We start from the raw sequence: 20,320 nt of genomic DNA, 5'->3' as shown, positions 1-20,320 counted from the left end.
TGCTCCTTATGATTCTTGTTCATCGTTTTCCGCAAGCAGTTGGCTATACTGGCATACATAAAAATAGCTTTGTACAAGCGTAGCCAGATTTGTCTGTGCGTCCCCCCATACATACCGCCTGCCTTCAACTGCAAGATGTGTTAGCAGTTGAGCCAGAAAGTCCATGTTTAGCCCCTTGACCTCATTGCTCAATCTTTCGAGTTGCTTCACATCGTCTATATCCAATTGTCCGATGCCTTTTAATAGTATTCGTTCCAGCCAATCATTGACATGTCCAATCCATTCCTTCATTAAATATTACGCTCCTATACATCCAGCTTGATGTTCGTTAGCATGGTACCTTTTAAAAAACTAATTGGATAGTAGACCGTACCGTAGCGTTGTACCAGGATATAAAAATCATGGAGGTTCCGCAGCTCCCTGCTCTTTTCCAGATGCCGAATCCTGTTTGCCAATTCTCCCGTATATGCAATTGTTAAATCCAGTGTATTCCCATCCTTATCCTCGGCTGTCAATAGCAGGTTTTGCGTTGCTTGCTCGAAATGAATATGTTTGATTTTTTTCACCTGTAGAAGCAATATGTCGTCCTGCTTGCTTCCAAATAAAGCAAGTGAAACATTCGTGCCCATCTGCCTCCAATCTGTAACAAGATAAGAGCCTATTTGCATATCCTCAATATCCCGTCGTTCCAACATAATCGCGAGCGTTTCCTCGCTTGCAGATAGACGCCGTTCACGGTTAACTTTGCAGTTCCGCAGTATGATGTGGGACTTGGATACATCATGCATTGTCATTCCGCCACTCCAGGAAGCCGTTTTTCTGTATTGCTCGGCAAATTGAAAACGGGCATCCTCATAATACACGGGACGGGCATCTGTATACGTATAAATTCGTTTCTCCTCTAGCGCATAAAAATAATATGTAATTCCCTTATAACCGGAACGCGTTTCCCACGGATTGGCACCCAGAGCATACAATTCCAGACGCGGAATCGTATAATACTTGCTTCTAAAACGTCCAATAACCTGTTTCATCTGCTCTACAGGCAACTCTTTTTCCAGCGCAATCGCACTTACATAAGCTTCGGTCAGCCGTCTTAAAAAAGTCTCTTTTGAAAAACGGACATGCCTTTTAAAGAAAAGGTCCAGTTCTCCATGCAGACATCGGATTCCCCGCTCCAAATTCGGCAAATTTCCGGTGCGGGCAGCAATGGCGAGCACCTCCAAGCGGTCGCATATCCCTTGTGGAAGCTTGGCTAATCCGAAGCTGATAATTTCTGCAAGAATTCGTTTGCAGTCCTCCACTACGTCCATTGACACGTTTACGTCCACCTTCATCACTGGCATGTCGGTAACATGATGCGCCAAACGATAGCGCAGAAGCGACTCCAAGCGGTGAACACAGCTTTCTTTTGCCTTGCAGCTGCACGTACTTGATCCGAAATCTGCTTCTTCCTCAAACGTAACCTCTATGTTCTGCTCCTTCAGTTTAATCGCAAGGAACCCACTTTCCCGCGTCTCGATTTCTTCCGGATAATGCAGCCGAAAAAGCACCTCATCTATTTGTACCTCACTGAAATGTTTGCAAATATTCTCTGCGGATAATGCCAAAAGCCAGGTAAAATCGCCTTTTCTTTCTTCTGTTACCAATTCCTCAGTTTGTGTGTAATAGAGGATAGCGATGATCACATGTTTGCAAATTTTATCAGACGGACAAGAACATAAGAATTTGTCGATACGATCCTGAAGCTGACAAAGCGTCCCGTCATTAAGCGTGCAGTTGACATGCTCATCCGAGAACTCATAGTGCACGGTGGTTCCTTTCTCGATTTCTTTTATCGCCCGTTTATACAAGCCCTTATTAGCATGCGTAGTTAAATACTCTTCGCTGCAAAGCGCAATAAATTGTTCAAACCTCTCCTTTACATGTACCATATACACCTCAGCCATTCATCTGCTATTTTTCAGTTGCCCGGGTAATATCATATAACGTTTCGCTGAATATACGAGGCGGTATGGTGGCTATATCAAGCCGGGATTCTTTCCTGTAATAATGGTAGCGTTCAAAATGATTTCGATAGAAGGCCAATTCTTCTAAATGAATATCCTCCATACCTTCGTAATAGCTAATGCTTGTGCCGCTAAACAGCAGCTCAACAATAATATTGCCGTACTCTTTATAAAACTCTGTATAAAAACCGGCATCTTGCGGAACACCCTTGTACCATCCCAGCTTCTCCATCCGATTAGCAAAAGTACCCGGTGCATATTCGTGTTCTGTAAAACGGGCCACTGCTTTCATTTCGCATTCTTCCTTTGTCGGGAAAAACAGTGGGCGCTCCAACTGAATGATCGGTTGCGCAATCTCATAGTCTTCCAATTGGGTTCGCCATGCTTCCAGTACTTCCGGTGTCAGCTCAAGCGGATGAACAAGGCCGATTCGTACATCTTCCTGCCATTCGTATTCTTCCTCATCGCTTGTATTAAATGTGCCATCCTCCATATAACGGAATGTTTCTTGCAATCGGTCCTCCTCATATACACCCCAGATTAAACCGATCGCAAACCTTTGCATTAATACATTGTTCACAAATAGATTTTTCCAGTCATTCGTACTCCACAGACGATTAGTTGACAGAGCATTCTCCAGGCGCATGCTCTGAATCTTGATAGCATTTTTTAATTCCTTTTTTAGCAGCTTCATCTCTTCGCGAGCCTGCTCCGCCAGCTCTACATCGTCCGTTTGCGTCGGTTTAGGCAGATTTTTTAGTATTTTTCCATTTTCATCATTCGTAACAACAATCTCCAGTTCATTGTTCACCTTTACAGTAAACGTACGCTGTCCATAATTGAATGTACGCGTACCTGTCTCATCAAAGCCCAAATTCGGAACAAGACGATCCTCTAGCTCCTCTGGAGTGATGTTCAAATGCTGAGCTGCCATCAATAGCGCATCTGCTGCTGCCTTTTTCACCTGACGATTTTTGACTGTGTGCTTGAGTTGATCAATCATACGCAGGGCAGTTGTGTCCGACATGAAGGCTAGCGCCTTGACAGCTTCTGAAGCAATCGCTCCACGGCCTTGCTCTGTCCACTCTTTGATTTGTTTAGCCAATATATCAGTAATACGGTAATCGCCAAAAGTAGCGCAAAGAGGCAGTACCCATTTTTCTTTGGCAGGCGATCCGTTGTCCATCCATGCTTGAAGAATACCGATAGCAAACTCTCCTAAAGATTGTGGGGTAGCATATTCTTTCATCTCCAGCGCTTTAGGACTTGGTTCCGTTGCAAAATCTACTGAATGGCTAAGAATGTATTCTTTCATGTCCTGACTAAATGGTTGTCCAGACTGCTCAACTAGATCAGGCAACTGCTGAATAGCAAGCCACTTCAAACGTGCTAATTTACGCTTATCAATCATCTTTGCTACATTCGCATGTGCGTTCGCAAGACTTACGTCTTCCGCTTCGATAAATTGCTGTAATAGCTCCGTAAACTTTTTGTTTTTTTCATTCGCTAGCAATTCACGATATACATCTTTATACCCGTCTATATTTCGCAAAGCATCAAGTGCCAGTTCTTTCACTTTGGCTTTCTTTTCAGTTTTATATAGATGTATATACAACTCTTTATCTCTTGTCTCTATGAATTCAGCGACAGCAATCGCACTCGCTTTTTTTGATGTATCATGCAATCCAAGCTGCAGCACTTGATATAAAAAGGACGGTTCAAGCTGTTTTTTCTGTTCAAACAAGGTCTCTAGCACAAGTATTCTTTCCTCGACGGGCAATTTCCCATAAATACATAGTATGCTTTCTTTATTGCTCATAATTATCTTTTTATAATCATCGTTCGTAAATTTGTTCCAGTAAGAAGAACGGAAATCAAATATATTAAAAAGAAATTGCTCCGCATTCACTTCAGGGTCGTTCATATAGGCTTCCATTAAAAGTGTAACCTTATCTCCGAACGAATCACAAAAATGGCTGAGTAGCTTGACATAGTTGTATTCGGTTTCTTCATAATGACTAAATAGGATGAACAGTCTTCGGCAAAATTCATGCCGAACTTCGAAAAAGCTCAATAACAAAACCGCATCATGTAAATGTCTCGAATTCAGCACCTTCTGCTCTAATGCTTCCTCTAGTGAACTACCGCCTGTTATATAGCGATAAAAAGTCCTTACACGCTTGCTTTTCGTAAACATAGCCGGCACAAAAAACGCATCAAGATCAGATGCATAATGGGACATATCCACGCCTTGTTCCTGTAGCGTTTTGTAAATATAACCCTTAATCATCGAATTGGCGATTATACACAAAACTCGCTCGGCTTTCTCAGGGTTTTCTATAATGCTTTGCTCAGCCGTATCCCATGCAATCTCATCCTTTCTAAATATAGCAAGTAAAGACAAGAGCAAAAGATACGGTTCGGTTGCCGGTAAAATATCCGTCAGCACATCTTCCATATACGCTATTTGTTCGCCCTGTGGTATATCCGATAAGAGAAGCGTGTCAATAAGATCGAGCGGAATAACATCATACAACACAGCTAAAGCATCGAGTAGCTTCTGATCGCTGGCATCTGCCTGATGCAAAAAGTTTTCTTTGCTTCCATGCAGGTTGACTTTATAAAGCAAGCCTGTGCATAGCAGTGTGATATACAATTTATATTCTTTAGCTGGCAGTGTTTCTTTGCCTACCTGTCCCTTCCTTTTCTCCCGGAAGGCCTTCTCTAACTCCAGATAGGTGATAGAAGCTCCGGCTGGCAAAGGAGATGTACATAGCTCCTCAGTCATACGGTCCACTTCTTCGGAAACCTCTGCATGGTTCTCTGTAACAAGGTAATAAATAAAAGGATGGATATCTGCTTTTATCATCTCCAAATACGAAGAATGGAGCAGGGAAATAACTTTGCATTCAAGCAATAAATTAACCATGTCGACTGTTAAGCCTGCAGACCGCGGAGCGCCTGCTGACCGTGCCAGCTCCGCCTTTGCCTCCTTTATGAAATGTTCCGCATATATGCGAATCGCTTCTTCCCCAAGTACATCCCGTATCGTTTTCAGCTTTTCCGCCCGTTCATAAAGCTTAGCTGGTACATCCTCTTCCCCGTGCAGCTTGTTAAATATAAGGGACTCTCCAATGTACAAAGAAATAACTTCCATTTTTCTACTTTGTGTAGCACTCATCCGATAGAGCACTTGCAGCGCACGGAAATATTCTGCTTCCATGCCTTGCTTCCACATCTTTTTTATCGTTGATTCAAAATCGTACATATATATACGCTGGCTCGAAAGCTCCGGAAGTGTCTCGCATTCTCCGGCTACATAATCGATAATTTGCTCATATTGCTCGGCGTCAATTTTGCATTCTCGTTTACATACCGTAGCGAATGCCGTAATAAGTGGCGCCTGCTTGCTTTTAAATAACATATCCTTTCCCCCTCTTTTCCTTATCAAATAATCTTACCGATCCACTGCGCCAATTCATTAGGTGTAAGTGCAGCCACATGCGCCCCCATATCCGCCAACCTACGGGCCGCTTGCTTGTTATAATGTACATTGCCTGCAAAATCGAGAGCAGTTAGTACAAGAAATTTGCATCCAGTATCAATAATGGCCTGAGCTGCACGGTACATCTCATGCATGGAATATCCCTCTTCCAGATCACTAACAAGAATAAAAATTGTTCTGCCCGGATTCTCTAGCAGCGTATTGCCGTATTTAAGCGCTTTGGCAATGTGTGTACCCCCGCCTAGCTGTACGCTCATTAGCAAATCAATCGGATCTTCGAGCTGGCTGCTTAGGTCTACTACTTTGGTATCAAAGATGACAAGATTTGTTTTCAAAGCGGCTAGCTTGCTGAAAATACTTGCCATAACAGCACTATAAATAACCGAGTCAAGCATACTGCCGCTTTCATCGACAAGAATAACGATATTCCACTTATTATACTGCTGAACATTGCTATGAAAATACAGCTGTTCAAGGATGAACCGCTTATTTTTCCGATCATAGTTTTTTAGATTTTTGATAATCGTTCTTTGCACATCAAAATTTTTTAATGATTTGCTATAGCCCCGTTTTTGACGGTTTATCGCACCGATTATGCTTGTCTGAATTTCTGATTCGAGATTTCTTTTTATTTCCTCAACCACTTTACGAACGATTTCTTTAGCACTTTGGATGACTTGACCTTTCATGTACCCTTTAAACTGTAAAATGCTTTTAAGCAAATGCATATTCGGTTCCAAACTTTCAAGTACTGCCCGATCGGTCAACAATTCGGTCATATTGTATCTCTCTAGTGCCTGCTTTTCTAAAATCTCAACCGTTTCCTTCGGAAAAACAGTACGAATTTTACTCAACCAGGCAGGAACCGTAAGCGAGGAACCTTCCTGTCCCCCCTGGCGATATCCCCGTTCATCGCCATATTCCCGTCCGTACAAATAGTGTAAAATCTCGTCAACTTCTTTGTAGACAAAGCTCGCTTCTTCATACCCTTCGATGCCGGTCAGCGGACCAGCAGCATTCTGCCCCAGAAGTAACCGCCAACGATTCACATTTTCTTGCTTCATACGAGATTCCATCTGGCAAACTCCTTCCGAATTGTCCGGTCAAGATTTTTCGCCTTTATTAGCATCCGTTCATCCAGCGCAGGGCCATTTATTTCTACGATGTTTGTCTGATAGAGATTTGCCACATTTTCCGAGATTGTGATGATCTCCATTGGGCTAAAATACGTAAAAGCAAGTTTTAATTCAGGTGCTATCTGTAAAAAGTCTTCATAGGAAAGACCATTTATCACATAATCCAGATCGGCGAGTAATTGCTCATCATATAAAAAGACATCGCGGGCAATCATAAATACTCCTTGTAAGTAGCGAGCTGTCAACATCATTTTTTCCGTTGTTCCGAACATATACGCTCTCGCACGCTGGACAATCTCCTCCCGCTCAAGCAGGTTGAGATTAAACAAAATAGCCGCAACAGCTCCTTCCAGTTGAGGCGGAAGTGTCTTAGCATAAAGCAATTCACCTAGCTGATCATGGAAGATTTCCTCGGCAAGTACCAGGGTTTCTTTCATCATTACCATATAAAGACGCTTTAAATTCTCGATGATGCCTTCTATTTCTTCCGGATTTGGCTGCGCAAGCGCATAGATTTTGCTGACAGCATGATAATATGTTTCGCTAATCAGCTTTTCGATACGTTCACTCTCCGTAAACGCGAACAAACGTTTTTGTTCATAAAGCAAAGTAAGCGTATGAAACGTTTGACAAAGGGAGAGAAAAGAACTGTCCTGCTTAACATAGTCCTCAACCATAACAAACAACCGTCCGCCTATTTCCTCAAGCCCCATCAAAATGGCTTGCAGCAGCCACTTCGCTGCCTCACAGCTGTTATGGTTAGGTACTTGCTTGATGATACCTTCAAGCTTATGGATAGCTGCCTCCCGAATGCTACCACCATGTACCGAATTTTCGATAAGCCTTGCTTCGACAGAGGAAGAATAGCTATATGTCCAGCCTTCTCTTACCAGATTAATGTGTTTATAATTTGCCCAGTCCGGTCCTGATTCCTTTTCGCAAAATTCGACTCCTAGAAACTGCAAGCAATGAAAAAAGCGGCTATTGTCACGATGTAACGCTTTAGCATACACATCCAGCATCTTTTGCTTTTTTCCTGTCGTATGAATGTGTAGCCTGTATTTTTTACACATGCTTTTGAAGTCACGCACAATTGGCACATCCAATTCATTTGGAGCCACTTCACCGATACGGTTCCCTGTCATGATATTCCGTAACGCTTCAAGAGGTCCAGACGTAGCAATAGAACGCTCACCCTTCGTAAATGCCGATGTGACAGCATCAAGCAACTCATATGCTCCGCCTTCCCGCTTCGAACGTAGAGACGCAAGTCCGCCAATTAGATCATTCGCCTCAATTGCATCAGCAACCGATACACTCTCCCCTTTTTTTCGTATCATATGCAACAGCTCTGCCAATAGATTGATATTGCTTTTCGTGTAAGGAAAGGGACTTTGCCGGCATAAAGCCTGCCAGATTTTATCGTAATAGTTTACAAACGGCATACCGCTCGCATAGCCGTTAAGCTGATCCGCTTCCGCGAATGTATACACCATTGGATATACCTTTTCGCCTGCTGCTTTCCTTACTTTGTATGTCATATTGCGTTCTTCGATTAAACCGTATGTATGGAAGCCGCCGGTGACGACCAGAATTCTCGTATATTCTTGTTTCGCCATTTCAATATGTCGCTTCATCTGCGCCTCGCGGACGAAATTTCCTTCCTCTTCAAGAACATCGTCCTCGTATGCCATTCTTGATAAATAACAATAGGCAAACACATCACGGACAAAATCCGGTGTTTCTTTTTTGATGCCTTCAATTTCAAATATAGCTTCCCATAGCTCATCAAACGTACGATATTTCATCTTCTCGCACAAACGGCGAATAAACGAGGAGCCTGTCAACAATGTTTCATCATGATAGGAAAGCTTTTTATTTTCTTTCTTCAAATCATGGCCTTGCTTCAAGCTTTCAAGGCGACTACCATAGCTGAGATCAATAAACTTGGCAGAAATTCCGTGTTGTGCCGCTTCCTTAAGCGCTACATATTCAGGCGAATAGTCGAGAAAAGGATAGTAACAAACATATGTATGTTCCTCCGTCGCATAGCCATAGTAGATGCTGACAGGCGGCTTTGTTTTTTCCGCAGTGAGAATATCAATGAGATGATCGCTATTCTCCGGGCCTTCTAGCAAAATTATCTCCGGTTTATATGCGGCAATTGTCCTTTGTAAGTGATAGGAGCAGGCAGGACTATGATGACGCACGGGAAAGTAGATAACCTGCTTTTCAAAGTTGAACACTTCTTCGGCGAAAAGCGTCGTTATTTGATCCATTTTTTCATGTTGTAATAGTCCTCCCACAACCCTTCACCCTTTGCTCTTTCTTTTACTACTTTGGAAAAATACGTTTTTAGCACATTCAGATCTTTATGATTATCCTTGACGACAGCACCTAACATATTTTGTACCAGCCGTTCCAAAGAAATTGGCTTGTCATCGTAAAAGTGAGCGGTCATTGCGCTTTGTACATAAACAGAAACGGCCTCAGCGGTACTCATGACCGCCTGCGGTGTATCAATTTTGTAGCCTTCCTGCGTCTCTCCTGTTCGCAGCTCCAAAAAAGTAGTCGCTAACAGTTCTACGACATCACGGTCCGTCTCAATCGACACGCCGCTCTGACGCAGCATCGTTCTTGCCTGTGATTCGATAATTTTCGCTTCCATTTTAACGTTGTTAATCGGGAAAATTGTTTCGAAATTAAACCGGCGTTTTAATGCGCTGCTCATTTCATTCACGCCTTTGTCGCGAATGTTCGCTGTTGCAATAATATTGAAGCCGGGTTTGGCGAATAAAATACCATCTTCCAATTCGGGAATGTTCATTACTTTATCGCTTACAATGCTAATCAGTACGTCCTGTACTTCAGCAGGGCAACGTGTAATCTCCTCAAATCTAGTAATTATTCCTTTTTTCATGCCTGTATACAAAGGAGAAGGGATTAGCGCCTGAAGTGAAGGGCCTTTGTCCAACAGCATGGCATAATTCCAGGAGTATTTAATCATGTCCTCTGTTGTACCGGCAGTGCCTTGAATCGTATTCGTACTTGTGCCTGAAATGGCGGCAGATAAAAGCTCACTAAGCATTGTTTTCGCCGTTCCCGGATCGCCTACGAGCATCAAACCACGATTTCCAGCCAAAGAAACGATTGCCCGTTCGATTAAGACATCGTCTCCATAAAATTTGCGGGTAATCTCCACGCTTTCCCCGTTCAAATCTAGCGATGCATCCCGACCGAGAATAAAATCCCGCACAGCTTTAGGAGATAAAAGCCAGTTAGGCGGTTTGGGTGCTTTGTCGTGTAACAGGAGTGCTTGCAACTCTTTTTCATAAAGGGTTTCAGCAGGTGGTTTTATCGTATCCATAATCATTCATTGCCTCCCGTTTTTCTTAACAAGTCTATTTTTATCCTTATGAACAAATGAAGACTGAGCCTATCCTATAATAAAATCATAAAGCGAATTTGGCCTGACCATCAAAAAGCCAAAGGGAATTTACTGCCGTTTTCTTTACTTTTTGCATTAATTCCATACTGCTGTACTGCATTATATATTCATGCTCGGCTCCTGTAATCGGTACAATCCAGAGAAGGGATATATCATCGCCCCGATAAGGCACAAATGGAATATCCGGTGCATGTTCCGGCGACTGAACAAGCATGATAGCCGCAAACTCCTCATCATTGCCTAAAAATTGATCCGTATCAACTGTATGACCATGTCCTATCCATGTGATTTGCTCCCATGGGATATTGGTCAGGCCGCTTATGTATCGAAGAATCCCCTGTTCATTTTTTTGCAGTAAAACGGTCGGAAGCGCCAGAGCCAACTCAATACGACGATGCTTCTCTGGCTCCTCCGTATATTGCTCTACAACAGGTTGTGGCACAAGTGAAACACCAAGAGTCACAACATACGTTATATCTCCTTGTTCCATCATAACTATCGCTTTTGGCGGCCAACTTCCGCCATCGATTGCGTAATATTTCTTATGCTTTCCCAGCTTATTTTCCGTTGCCTGCAAGAGACTTGCTTGCAGCTGCGGCCAGCTCTCTTCATCCCAGCTGCGCCAAAACTGTCTGGCCTGTTCTACCCGTTTGAATAACACATTCTCGGAAGGGGTGCCTAACGGCATTCCGTATGGTGTCATTTCAATGCAATCACGTGCATAACCGGGGTATTCATCATTTCCGCCCCAGCCCGGAATGATAGCGAGAATGTCTTCTTCATACAATAGGGCCGCAGCATCCCCTTCTTCAAACCAAACGATTTCTAACTTTTCCGGCTCCAGCTTCTGTGCGCCATCAGGATGTGCACAAAACGGGGCGGGCAGGCGGGGCGGCAGACCGGAGCGCATGTCTTCAACAGAGGAGATGTCATCGAGCGCCTCACCATAATTCCGTACCCACACCGTTCTAAATCTTCGTTCCTCTGAATCCGGGTGCTCCATCAGATAAAAATAGACGCAATGATTGGATTCTTCGACGAAGGCTATAATCGGACATAAAGGGGATTGTTCTTCAATTAATATATTGGATTCCATATTGTCTCCTTTACCAGGCAAGAATTTGTTGTTCCTTTTTCCAAATTAACCAACGGCGTTCCTCACTATGCTCCCCGGTTCCAATCATGTATTCATCTCTACCCGCATCAAGGCGAATACGGTGCAATATGCCGCCGTACGTTCCGACAAGCAGTATTTTTCCATCAGGTGATATATCCATACCACTTATTGTAGAGCCGACGAAAAGCCGCCAGCGGAATTCTCCTGTTATGCTCCAGGCTCGTACATATCCATATGCATCACCTACGATGAATACGTCCCCCCAACTTACCCCCGCGTATATGCGGCATTCATCATCAACGATAAACTCGTCGCTATCTTTACTTGTTGCTTCAGCGGGTACTGTTTGTTCCAGGGGAACGGCAATGCTTACCCCGTTGTAAAAATGGCATGCATTGAACAAAACATTACGACTATCATAGGAGAATAAAGCGTAGTGCGGATATGACGATTCCGGATGCCAAACATCATTTATGTTCAGCTCAGCGTTAAAAACAAGGTGCTCACTGTCTTGTGAGCCAAATGCGATCCATTTTCCATCCCTGGATATAGCTCCGTGTTCCATGTCGATTTGTATGCTGAAAGGCTCATCTTCCTCCATATCTTCTTTCCATTCCTGTATTGTTTCCTTATCAGGATGTAAGCGCCTGGCCCCTTCTGTTGAAAGTACATAAACTCCAGTAGCATTCACCAGCAAAAGACGCTGTTGATCAGGAAATGGAATAAGCTCGGTAATGCTTCGAGCTTCCTCCATAGATTCTACCGTCCACTCCCCCGGAATCCCTTCCAGCCCGGTTGGCCAGTCAAACCGCTGAAGCTCGCTTCCTTGCCACCCATCATATGTATAAATTCCATTTTCATAAGCAAGCGCATAAATTCGCCCATCGGGGGAACGGCCAACACCATGAACGTTCGGTAGGATCTCGAACTGATTATCGGCAAACAAATAAACTGTAGTTGGTTCCCATGATGCTCCGACCGTAAATACCATCCGATTTTCATCAATATAAAAAACAGAACGAATCGCTTGCCCCTTCTCACGGATAAGCCCGATCAGCGGCTCATGTGCAGGGGGAAAGTATTCACGCAAAGCGGCAATTTCTCCTGATTCATTTGCCTGACGAACAATCTTCAGGACTTCCTGCGCCATATCTTCCCGTGTTTCTTGCGGTTCAGCCCCTACGCTATCCCAGCCATCCTGCATGCCTTTTTCTACGAATGCATTAATAGCCGCAATGTATCGCTTTCCTTCGTTCCGCCATCTTTTGGATTGTGTATCATATAAAGTCCAGTCCATAAATATTTTCTTCTCCCCTCTTTATTAAGCAAACTATAATAAGTTACACTTGATAGTTTGACATGATAGCGCGGTTGGAAGTAGGAGATTCGGAAAAAGAAGAGGTTGGATGCGCCCTGCGCTCCGGCAGAAGAAAGGCCAGCAAGTCTTTTTCTAATCTCTGATTTTCTCTGTCTTTTCTTACCTCCTACCACAAAAGTTTGTCGATTTATCAAACCAGATGTATATAGCAAAAAACTCACGCTAAAATTATTATAATATTTTGAAATAATCAAAAGATTATCTCATAAAAACATTGACTTAAGTTATTATTTTATGTTATCATTTTATTTTTTGATAAAAATTTAATAATATGATATCCTTAAATAGACTACGTATCGGAGGTGGACTTTTTGTTTGAAGTTGGTGATAAGGTTGTTTATCCCATGCATGGTGCAGGTGTAATCAAAGCTATCGAAGAAAAGGAGATTTTAGGTAAAAAACAACTGTATTACATTATTGAAATGCCAATTGGTAATATGCAAGTAATGGTTCCTATGGATAAAGCATCAACTCTAGGCATACGCCCGACTGTGGATATGTCTACATTAGAAAATGCACTGCTTATTTTTCAGCACGAAGAATGGGACTGCTCACTTCCTTGGAGCCAAAGGTATCGTATAAACATGGATAAAATCAAAACCGGTAATCTTCAAGAAGAAATTGAAGTTATCCGCGATTTACTGCATAGAAACAAAGAGAAAGTCCTTAATACGAGTGAAAAGAAGTTGCTGGATGATGCACGAAAATTTGTTATTAGCGAGTTGGCATTAGTTAAAGGATGTACTAAAAATCAGGCCACTGATTTATTGGATCAAGAAACCCTTAAAACAGAAATGATGGATTAAAAAATTTTTTAGCTTTGAATTACAAGAAATTCATACCATATTCTCTTATATACTACTCCCATTTTAATCTCAAAAAAGCACCTGCTATATAAATTACACTTGATAGTTTGACAGAATAGCATGGTTGGAAGTAGGAAATTCGGAAAAAAGAAGAAAATCAAAGGCTGGTGAAAAACACACCAGCCTTTTTTTGTTGAGGTGCAGAACACATTAATGGATGGCGACCACATCCTTGGTATCCATAGGGGGATAGAAAAAGATTCAAGACTGGTTACCTGATTAATGAACTACATCAGATAAAGTACCTTTACAGACATAGTAATATGTCTTATAATGCAATTTATGAAATAGAAAGTCGGTGAACCAGAATGGATGAGCAGCATATTAATAGTGATTTGATACGCGGAAACATTGACACGATCATATTGAGCGTCTTAATACACGAAGATAATTACGGATATAACATTATCAAGGAAATTTTTTTAAAAAGTGAAAAAACATTCGAGCTCAAAGAGCCGACGCTTTATTCAAGTTTGCGGCGTCTGGAATCACAAAAGCTGGTTGAATCTTACTGGGGAGAACAAACTCAAGGGGGACGAAGAAAGTATTATCGAATAACTGAATCAGGCAAGGAAATTTATCTAAAAAATCGCAAAGATTGGGAAGCCGCAAAAAACTTGATTGACCGCCTTATCATGATCATTGACAAGGAGAGTGATTCACTGTGATAAAAAAAGAGCTTTCGAATTACGTCGAAAGATTGTTTTCAAATTATAAACAGAGCCAAGAAATCCAAGAAATGAAAGAGGAGATTCTCACCAATCTGGAAGCAAAGGTTGAGGATTATGTGGAACAAGGCATGTCTCGTGATGAAGCGTTTGACCAAGCGGTGAAGCATATCGATTCAGTGGATTTTATGATCGATGGAAACCATCGGATCTATGTAAACCGATATCTTACAGAGCTTATTCAGACTGCACTGATTTATTCCTTGCTTATATGGATAATAACGATACCAGCAAGAATCATGTTTAAAGGGGTACTTTTGAATGAAGCACTCATGTTTGTCAGTATGATGGTTGGCGTGATTTATCTTTTCATGATTTGGCGCACGAATGATGAAACTCGTGATACAGTTTCTATTGTCAACATAAAATATGTCTTTAAATGGAAGCGTAAGATATGGCTTATTTGGTTGATGTTCATTATTGCCATATTGGTTACAATTATAGCTTTGAGATTTGGAAGTGATCTATGGTTTTGGAGACCTGTTCATATATCTGGTCCCTATCAGCTTGCGGAACTTCTTTATTCGTTCAGCTATCCATTTATCTCCATCGCTATACCACTTTTGTTTAATAAGGCTTGTAGCATATTAGGTAAATATGAGGTGAATAGCTAGGATGAAAAGAAATAATATTGTAATTATCGCTTTAATCGTTATAGGAATTATTTCATTTATTGTAGTTGAAGGTTTTGTGAATCCAAGAATGAAAGCAAAGGAAGAACAATATAAAATGGAGCAAAGAAATCCATTAACCCATGACTTCACTGCTGTACTAAATTATAAAAATAAATACATGGGCAATATTTCCAATCTTAGTCATTTGAATGACAATCTTCCTCTCGGAAATATTCCTAAAACATATAAGCTGTATCCTGAGGAATTAACAGCAGACATAAACTATAAAGAAAGTGTGGTCAACTTGGGTGAACAGGAATGTAAGCAGGCGATTTTTTACAACTCAACGGCAAACTTCGTATTGATCGACAACCTTGAATTTATACGATTTAACTTTGACAACCTCTCCTATCTGATAGCAAGAAGTGATGTTGAAAAATGGTATGGGATTAAACTTTCCTCCCTTCAAAACAACGAATTATGGAAACATAAGGTACAAAGTAAATTAACAGACGAAAACTACGTCAATCAATTTTTTTCACAAAACGTCAAGCTTGAAAAAGAGGTTCAATGAAATAGCAAGAAATAACAGGCCACGCAGCGGTATGCATCACCATTACGTGGCCTATTTTTATGTATCTATTATTGCCTCATTTGATTGAATGTTTTTTTGTTTATTATATGATTAAATGATCATATAATAAACAAAAGGCGTTCAACTACATTTTGGTGAAAGGAAAAAAACAGTATGAATAATACATGGAATAAAATGATTTATAACCTATGGGCTCCCTTTTATGATTCGTTTTTTAATTCCGCTCTTTTTTTACAAGCGCGAAAAACTGTGTTTAAGGATGCTCCCATTCCACTAGGAAGCCGCATCCTTTTTGTAGGTGTAGGAACAGGTGCTGATTTGCAGTTGCTTACACAAAAAGATAGTACCGTAACTGCGATTGATATCTCTCCAAATATGCTTCAGCAGGCAAAAAAGAAATACGAGCATTCACAGACAATCACTTTTATGGAAATGGATGCGCAGCATATGAGTTTTTCAGATGAGTCTTTCGATATCGTTATTGCTAATCTTGTTGTTTCTGTCGTACCCGATCCGATACTTTGTATGAAAGAAATTATCCGTGTTACACAAAAGGAAGGATATATTCTTATTTTTGATAAGTTCCAACCTGATAATAAAAAATTGTCTATCGGAAAAAGAATAATCCGCCCCTTTATTTCGTTCCTAGGGACGGATATCGGACGAAGTTTCGCGGAGATAGTAGCGCCTTACCTAGAGACAGTTAAGCAACTGGAGAGCACTCCGGTATTATTTAATGGCATGTACAGAAAAATCCTTTTGCAAAAGATACGATAGGCATAATGATAGCATCCAACCTCTTCTTTTTTCCGAATTTCCTACTTCCAACCACGCTACCATGTCAAACTATCAAGTGTAACTTATATAGTCCACACCTCATTTCCAATTATGATATCTCCTTTAAGAGAAAAGTCGTGGATGGGTGGAGTATATTTCTCCCATCCTTGACCAAAGAAAGTGCATACGAATCTTACGTTCCAGATTCCTTGACGATAGCCGGCAGTCGATACAACGGCAAAATGAAAAGCAAACCGAAGATAAACAGAAACCCTGCTGCTTCATACATCGTAACAAGGGAAAACGAATTTTTGAGCAGACCGGCCATGCTCATCGTAACGACCATCGCTCCAGTGAACAATGGACTAAGGATACCGTTGACTCGGCCTATATACTGCTCTTCCGTATTTTGCAATATCATCGTATTAATGCCGATTTGGATGCACGGCAGCACTAAACCACCGAAAAACTGTACGGTTAATGTTATCCATGGCGTTGTAGAAATGCCGGACACGGCCATGACAATGGCATCGACGAACATGCCGAATGCCAGCATTTTTTGTGGAGCGACCGATTTGGCGAAAGCCATGGCCAATCCGCCGCCCAACATCATGCCGATCCCGTTGGCCATCATTAGCCATTGCAAGTATTCTTTCTCCAACCCAAGTCGTTCCGTAACAAGAAAAACACCAAGCGGTTGAATAAGACCGATCGCCAAACCGGCAGCAAAGAAACAAACTCCTAACAATGTCAGCACTTTTTTGGATAGTACGTAGCGAATCCCGTCGGCCATCTCTTGAAAAAGCGTCGACTGTGTCGTCTTTTCTTCGTTTGTGTCTCGATCAGGTGGTAGAATTAACAAAGCAGCAGCCGACATGAGGAATGCAAATCCCGTAATTGCAATCGCAACTTGAATGCCGAAGCTTTGATAAACGAACGTTCCGAGGACCGGACCTAATACCATGAATACGGCAAAAATGGTTTGGTAAATGGACATGCCAGCCTGTATCTGTTCAGCCGGTACATGCATTTTAAACAGCTTCAACCCAGACGGTTGAGAGAACTGGGACAAAATCGCCGAGAATAAAGTGGCGAAAAATACCGCCTTCCATGATCCAAAGATGAGTGTAAGCAAAACGGCAAATACCGATGCAGAACTTAAGATATCACACCAGATCATCGTTCGCTTTGGTCGCCAGCGGTCGGCAAAGGTTCCCCCGATAAATGAGAAAATAAAAATCGGAGCAAACTCAGCAACCGAAACCATCGAAACCGCAAATGCATCCTCGTTGGTCATTTCCACTACATATAGCAGCACAGAAAAGTTACGTACCCAAATGCCAATTTGAAGAAAAAGACCGGCTAGTAAAATCGCCTGAACAAAACGGTTGCGGAACAGACTAGACATAGATGTTGAAGACAATATAGTTTCCTTCTTTCTATTTATTTATAATTTTGCATTTTCACTACGTATTACTTTTGAAAATAAGCACAAAAAAACCTCCTTATCCACTTCGCTAGACAGGAGGTAGCACAATAGCAAAAAGACATCATACATTTGGTATGATTTCACATATCTTTTCACATGCATAAAAGGGCATACTAATCCTATCCAGAAGAAGTTTTCGTTTGTATAACGAATGCTTTCTTAGAAATAGGATTAGATAATCATCGTGTAAAGGTCACCCTTCCATTTTAATGTTGATTTTATACTACTTGATTGGCGAAACAAAAGCAAGATTTTTCTTTGCTCATCTGGCTCATTATTGTTATACATGCCATTGGAGCATATTCAGCAAAGTTCAGTCATGGCAAGCATGGTGAATAGCCTGTTCTAGCAGGTCCACGACATGCTCATCATCATGTGAGTAATAAAGAGTGGTGCCCGCCCGTCTAAACTTTACCAACCGGAGATTCTTCAAAAAACGTAGCTGGTGAGAAACTGTAGACTGCAGTAGGCCAAGCGCTTCAGCAATTTCGCTGACAGCGCACTCCTTTTGTGAGAGAAGGTGCAGGATTCGAATTCTAGTAGGGTCGGATAACGCTTTAAATGTCTGAGAGACAACAAACAACGTTTCCTCATCAAGATGTTCGCATGGCACATTATTTTGGTTTTCCGTATTTTCCATACAAGCCACCCCAGTTAATTATATGTACATATATTCAAATAAATAGTAGAATACCCTCTATCAAATGTCAAATCGACTTATCCAAAATATGATACAGCTACCTCCGCTTAGAGGAAGAAACGGAGGTATGCCTTACATGCGATCATTTCGTCATTTTAAAATCAGACTTATCCCATATGGTGCTTATGCATCCACAGCACACCTGACTTAATAACATTCGGAACTTTGCCTAACAGCACATTATCACCCACAAGGCCAAATCCGGTTTTTTTACCTAGATAACCAAGTACGCCTTTAAGCTTAATCGGTTCCGGTTCGTACTCGCTTCCCTTCCATACAGAGATAAAATAATCACCAAGCTGCTTTCCCTGTATATGGGCCAGCTGCGCACTAGGCGCAAATTCGGAGCTTGCACAGTCCCCTACAACAAAAATATCGTTATAATACGGCAATTCGTAGTTCTCCTTTACCGCAATCCGATTCATCCGATCAGCATTGCTGTAGGCAAGCAGCGGGTTAGAAATGGGATTTGGCATAATTCCCGCCGTCCACACACATACGTCGTATGGAACTGTGTTCCGCTCCAGTCCGTAATAGACCGCCTGAGCATCTACCATTGTCACGCTGACATTTGTAAGCACATCTATTATATGGTCATCCAGGTACTGACGTACATATTTTCGAATGCGAGCGGGAAGTGTAGCCAGCACTTCTTCTGATCGTTCAAGCAGCGTAATTCTAAGTTCTGGATGCTGTTCGCGCAAATCGCTGGCAAATTCAACCCCCGATAGCCCGCCACCTATAATGACAACATGACTATCTGACGGTAGTTCATCGATCTTCTTGCGCGTTTTCATCGCCTTGGCAAACGATTGGATGCTTTCCGTATATTCCGCTGCCCAGGGCACATTAAAGTGATTGTCGACACAGCCAAGCGCGACAATAAGCTGATCAAAGGGCACTTCCCTTTCCTTGCATATCACTTTATGGAAAGACACCTGAATTTCTTTAATCTCATCTTGAATGTATTCGACCTGACTGTGTATGGGGAAAGCCGCCTTTACTTTGCTTTCATTCAGCGACCCGCTGGCCAGCGCATAATATTCCGGTTTAATCGTGTGATGTCGGAGTCGATCAATGACCAAAATTCGGACATCGGACGGGATGTGCGGCAACACCGTGTTCAAAAACGATATCCCTCCATATCCAGCTCCCAACAGAACAATGTTTTTGCTCATGACGCCTGCTTTCCCCCTTTTTCTGCCTATGTCGATTATACTAACATTTTTCCCCTTTTATCATACCTTCTCCATGGCCGCTTCACAACAGAAAACAAGTGACAAAACAAGAAAAACTCGCAGGCATTGCCTCTCGCCCTTCTTCCAAAAAGAAGGCAAACGGCCGTGATTCGTCCCTATGCTTCTCTCTCTATTTCTTTATGCCATTAAGGAAAACTTCCAGAAAAGATCGGGCCAATTCCTTTTCAGGAACCGGGCCATCTGTTCTAAACCACATATAACTCCAATTACACGAACCAAGAATTGAAAGCGTCATCAGATCAGCCCGCAAGTCATTACGAAACTCTCCGCTCTCGATTCCCTGTTCTATTAAATATTGGAACCGAATACGAAATTGGTCCCGTTTGTGTAAAATTTCCTCAAAATACTCCCCTTTCAGGTTGACCAGCTCACGGAAAAAAATACGGGCACTTGCCCCATGTTTTTCAATTCTACTGATCAGCATATAAACGACATCGTATAATTTATCCTGCCATGATTTTTCTGGATGTTCGATAATTTTAAGCTGAGTATCCAAAAGGTCATTTATATAATGCAGGTTGATCTGCATTAGCATTTGTTCTTTGCTTTTGAAATAGTAATAGAAAGTCCCTTTGGTTACACCAAGGGCGTCCACGATATCCTGAATGGATGTTTCACTAAACCCTTTCTTCTCAAAAAGTTCGATACTCTGTCGCAAAAGTTTCTCCTTCATGCTATCCCCCCTGTACTCTCCTCTAT

General features: G+C 41.9%; 17 protein-coding genes. 5 read left to right on the top strand and 12 right to left on the bottom strand.

Going from position 1 to position 20,320, the window contains the following annotated elements:
• Positions 1–6: 6 nt before the first annotated feature.
• The 8 genes from HMPREF0083_RS20920 to HMPREF0083_RS20885 all read right to left on the bottom strand — a co-directional run bounded on the left by HMPREF0083_RS20920 (position 7) and on the right by HMPREF0083_RS20885 (position 12,512).
• The gene (locus HMPREF0083_RS20920) at positions 7–291 is read right to left on the bottom strand and encodes a hypothetical protein (RefSeq protein ID WP_021623760.1); all 285 of its coding nucleotides are present in this window, start codon (positions 289–291) and stop codon (positions 7–9) included.
• Positions 292–305: 14 nt separating this feature from the next.
• On the bottom strand, positions 306–1,934 hold the full coding sequence (locus tag HMPREF0083_RS20915) for a hypothetical protein (RefSeq protein ID WP_040304228.1): 1,629 nt from the start codon (positions 1,932–1,934) through the stop codon (positions 306–308).
• Between the two features lie 22 nt (positions 1,935–1,956).
• Positions 1,957–5,433, bottom strand: a complete 3,477-nt coding sequence (locus tag HMPREF0083_RS20910) for a DUF4132 domain-containing protein (RefSeq protein WP_051354745.1) — start codon at positions 5,431–5,433, stop codon at positions 1,957–1,959.
• A 23-nt stretch (positions 5,434–5,456) separates the two neighbouring features.
• Positions 5,457–6,590 (bottom strand): VWA domain-containing protein, encoded by a 1,134-nt coding sequence (locus tag HMPREF0083_RS20905; protein ID WP_040304215.1) that lies wholly within the window; start codon positions 6,588–6,590, stop codon positions 5,457–5,459.
• The gene (locus HMPREF0083_RS20900) at positions 6,575–8,956 is read right to left on the bottom strand and encodes a DUF5682 family protein (RefSeq protein WP_040304213.1); all 2,382 of its coding nucleotides are present in this window, start codon (positions 8,954–8,956) and stop codon (positions 6,575–6,577) included. The genes HMPREF0083_RS20905 and HMPREF0083_RS20900 overlap by 16 nt, the downstream gene beginning before the upstream one ends.
• Positions 8,917–10,017, bottom strand: coding sequence for an ATP-binding protein (locus HMPREF0083_RS20895; protein ID WP_040304224.1), 1,101 nt, complete (start codon positions 10,015–10,017; stop codon positions 8,917–8,919). The genes HMPREF0083_RS20900 and HMPREF0083_RS20895 overlap by 40 nt, the downstream gene beginning before the upstream one ends.
• A gap of 85 nt (positions 10,018–10,102) precedes the next feature.
• Complete coding sequence (locus tag HMPREF0083_RS20890; RefSeq protein WP_021623754.1) at positions 10,103–11,194, bottom strand: suppressor of fused domain protein; 1,092 nt, start codon at positions 11,192–11,194, stop codon at positions 10,103–10,105.
• A 10-nt stretch (positions 11,195–11,204) separates the two neighbouring features.
• Positions 11,205–12,512: a WD40 repeat domain-containing protein gene (locus HMPREF0083_RS20885; protein ID WP_021623753.1), complete on the bottom strand. Its 1,308-nt coding sequence runs from the start codon at positions 12,510–12,512 to the stop codon at positions 11,205–11,207.
• Positions 12,513–12,937: 425 nt separating this feature from the next.
• On the opposite strand from HMPREF0083_RS20885, the gene HMPREF0083_RS20880 reads away from it, so the two are divergent.
• The 5 genes from HMPREF0083_RS20880 (at position 12,938) to HMPREF0083_RS20860 (ending at position 16,173) form a co-directional block, all read left to right on the top strand.
• On the top strand, positions 12,938–13,399 hold the full coding sequence (locus HMPREF0083_RS20880; protein ID WP_051354747.1) for a CarD family transcriptional regulator: 462 nt from the start codon (positions 12,938–12,940) through the stop codon (positions 13,397–13,399).
• Between the two features lie 368 nt (positions 13,400–13,767).
• Positions 13,768–14,127 carry a PadR family transcriptional regulator gene (locus HMPREF0083_RS20875; protein WP_021623750.1) on the top strand — a complete coding sequence of 120 codons (360 nt, stop codon included), beginning with the start codon at positions 13,768–13,770 and terminating at the stop codon, positions 14,125–14,127.
• The gene (locus HMPREF0083_RS20870; protein WP_021623749.1) at positions 14,124–14,801 is read left to right on the top strand and encodes a permease prefix domain 1-containing protein; all 678 of its coding nucleotides are present in this window, start codon (positions 14,124–14,126) and stop codon (positions 14,799–14,801) included. The genes HMPREF0083_RS20875 and HMPREF0083_RS20870 overlap by 4 nt, the downstream gene beginning before the upstream one ends.
• A 1-nt stretch (position 14,802) precedes the next feature.
• Entirely contained in the window at positions 14,803–15,375 is a 573-nt protein-coding gene (locus HMPREF0083_RS20865; protein WP_021623748.1) for a DUF4825 domain-containing protein, read from the top strand.
• Positions 15,376–15,549: 174 nt separating this feature from the next.
• On the top strand, positions 15,550–16,173 hold the full coding sequence (locus HMPREF0083_RS20860; RefSeq protein ID WP_021623747.1) for a class I SAM-dependent methyltransferase: 624 nt from the start codon (positions 15,550–15,552) through the stop codon (positions 16,171–16,173).
• Between the two features lie 193 nt (positions 16,174–16,366).
• Here HMPREF0083_RS20860 and HMPREF0083_RS20855 read toward each other — a convergent pair whose 3' ends face one another.
• The 4 genes from HMPREF0083_RS20855 to HMPREF0083_RS20840 all read right to left on the bottom strand — a co-directional run bounded on the left by HMPREF0083_RS20855 (position 16,367) and on the right by HMPREF0083_RS20840 (position 20,294).
• Positions 16,367–17,581 (bottom strand): MFS transporter, encoded by a 1,215-nt coding sequence (locus HMPREF0083_RS20855; RefSeq protein WP_021623746.1) that lies wholly within the window; start codon positions 17,579–17,581, stop codon positions 16,367–16,369.
• A gap of 394 nt (positions 17,582–17,975) precedes the next feature.
• The gene (locus tag HMPREF0083_RS20850) at positions 17,976–18,302 is read right to left on the bottom strand and encodes an ArsR/SmtB family transcription factor (protein ID WP_021623744.1); all 327 of its coding nucleotides are present in this window, start codon (positions 18,300–18,302) and stop codon (positions 17,976–17,978) included.
• A 167-nt stretch (positions 18,303–18,469) separates the two neighbouring features.
• The gene (locus HMPREF0083_RS20845) at positions 18,470–19,540 is read right to left on the bottom strand and encodes an NAD(P)/FAD-dependent oxidoreductase (protein ID WP_021623743.1); all 1,071 of its coding nucleotides are present in this window, start codon (positions 19,538–19,540) and stop codon (positions 18,470–18,472) included.
• A gap of 190 nt (positions 19,541–19,730) precedes the next feature.
• On the bottom strand, positions 19,731–20,294 hold the full coding sequence (locus HMPREF0083_RS20840) for a TetR/AcrR family transcriptional regulator (protein ID WP_021623741.1): 564 nt from the start codon (positions 20,292–20,294) through the stop codon (positions 19,731–19,733).
• Positions 20,295–20,320 lie beyond the last annotated feature (26 nt).

The sequence above is a fragment of the Aneurinibacillus aneurinilyticus ATCC 12856 genome, assembly GCF_000466385.1.
In the GTDB taxonomy this organism is placed as follows: Bacteria; Bacillota; Bacilli; order Aneurinibacillales; family Aneurinibacillaceae; genus Aneurinibacillus; species Aneurinibacillus aneurinilyticus.
The sequence above is the reverse complement of the archived record's forward strand: the minus strand, read 5'-3'. Positions and strand labels throughout refer to the sequence as shown.

Excerpts from the sequence above, each read along its gene's own strand:
- HMPREF0083_RS20920 (WP_021623760.1), bottom strand. The coding sequence starts at position 291 with ATGAAGGAATGGATTGGACATGTCAATGATTGGCTGGAACGAATACTA.
- HMPREF0083_RS20915 (WP_040304228.1), bottom strand. The coding sequence starts at position 1,934 with ATGGTACATGTAAAGGAGAGGTTTGAACAATTTATTGCGCTTTGCAGC.
- HMPREF0083_RS20910 (WP_051354745.1), bottom strand. The coding sequence starts at position 5,433 with ATGTTATTTAAAAGCAAGCAGGCGCCACTTATTACGGCATTCGCTACG.
- HMPREF0083_RS20905 (WP_040304215.1), bottom strand. The coding sequence starts at position 6,590 with ATGGAATCTCGTATGAAGCAAGAAAATGTGAATCGTTGGCGGTTACTT.
- HMPREF0083_RS20895 (WP_040304224.1), bottom strand. The coding sequence starts at position 10,017 with ATGGATACGATAAAACCACCTGCTGAAACCCTTTATGAAAAAGAGTTG.
- HMPREF0083_RS20890 (WP_021623754.1), bottom strand. The coding sequence starts at position 11,194 with ATGGAATCCAATATATTAATTGAAGAACAATCCCCTTTATGTCCGATT.
- HMPREF0083_RS20885 (WP_021623753.1), bottom strand. The coding sequence starts at position 12,512 with ATGGACTGGACTTTATATGATACACAATCCAAAAGATGGCGGAACGAA.
- HMPREF0083_RS20880 (WP_051354747.1), top strand. The coding sequence starts at position 12,938 with ATGCATGGTGCAGGTGTAATCAAAGCTATCGAAGAAAAGGAGATTTTA.
- HMPREF0083_RS20875 (WP_021623750.1), top strand. The coding sequence starts at position 13,768 with ATGGATGAGCAGCATATTAATAGTGATTTGATACGCGGAAACATTGAC.
- HMPREF0083_RS20865 (WP_021623748.1), top strand. The coding sequence starts at position 14,803 with ATGAAAAGAAATAATATTGTAATTATCGCTTTAATCGTTATAGGAATT.
- HMPREF0083_RS20860 (WP_021623747.1), top strand. The coding sequence starts at position 15,550 with ATGAATAATACATGGAATAAAATGATTTATAACCTATGGGCTCCCTTT.
- HMPREF0083_RS20855 (WP_021623746.1), bottom strand. The coding sequence starts at position 17,581 with ATGTCTAGTCTGTTCCGCAACCGTTTTGTTCAGGCGATTTTACTAGCC.
- HMPREF0083_RS20850 (WP_021623744.1), bottom strand. The coding sequence starts at position 18,302 with ATGGAAAATACGGAAAACCAAAATAATGTGCCATGCGAACATCTTGAT.
- HMPREF0083_RS20845 (WP_021623743.1), bottom strand. The coding sequence starts at position 19,540 with ATGAGCAAAAACATTGTTCTGTTGGGAGCTGGATATGGAGGGATATCG.
- HMPREF0083_RS20840 (WP_021623741.1), bottom strand. The coding sequence starts at position 20,294 with ATGAAGGAGAAACTTTTGCGACAGAGTATCGAACTTTTTGAGAAGAAA.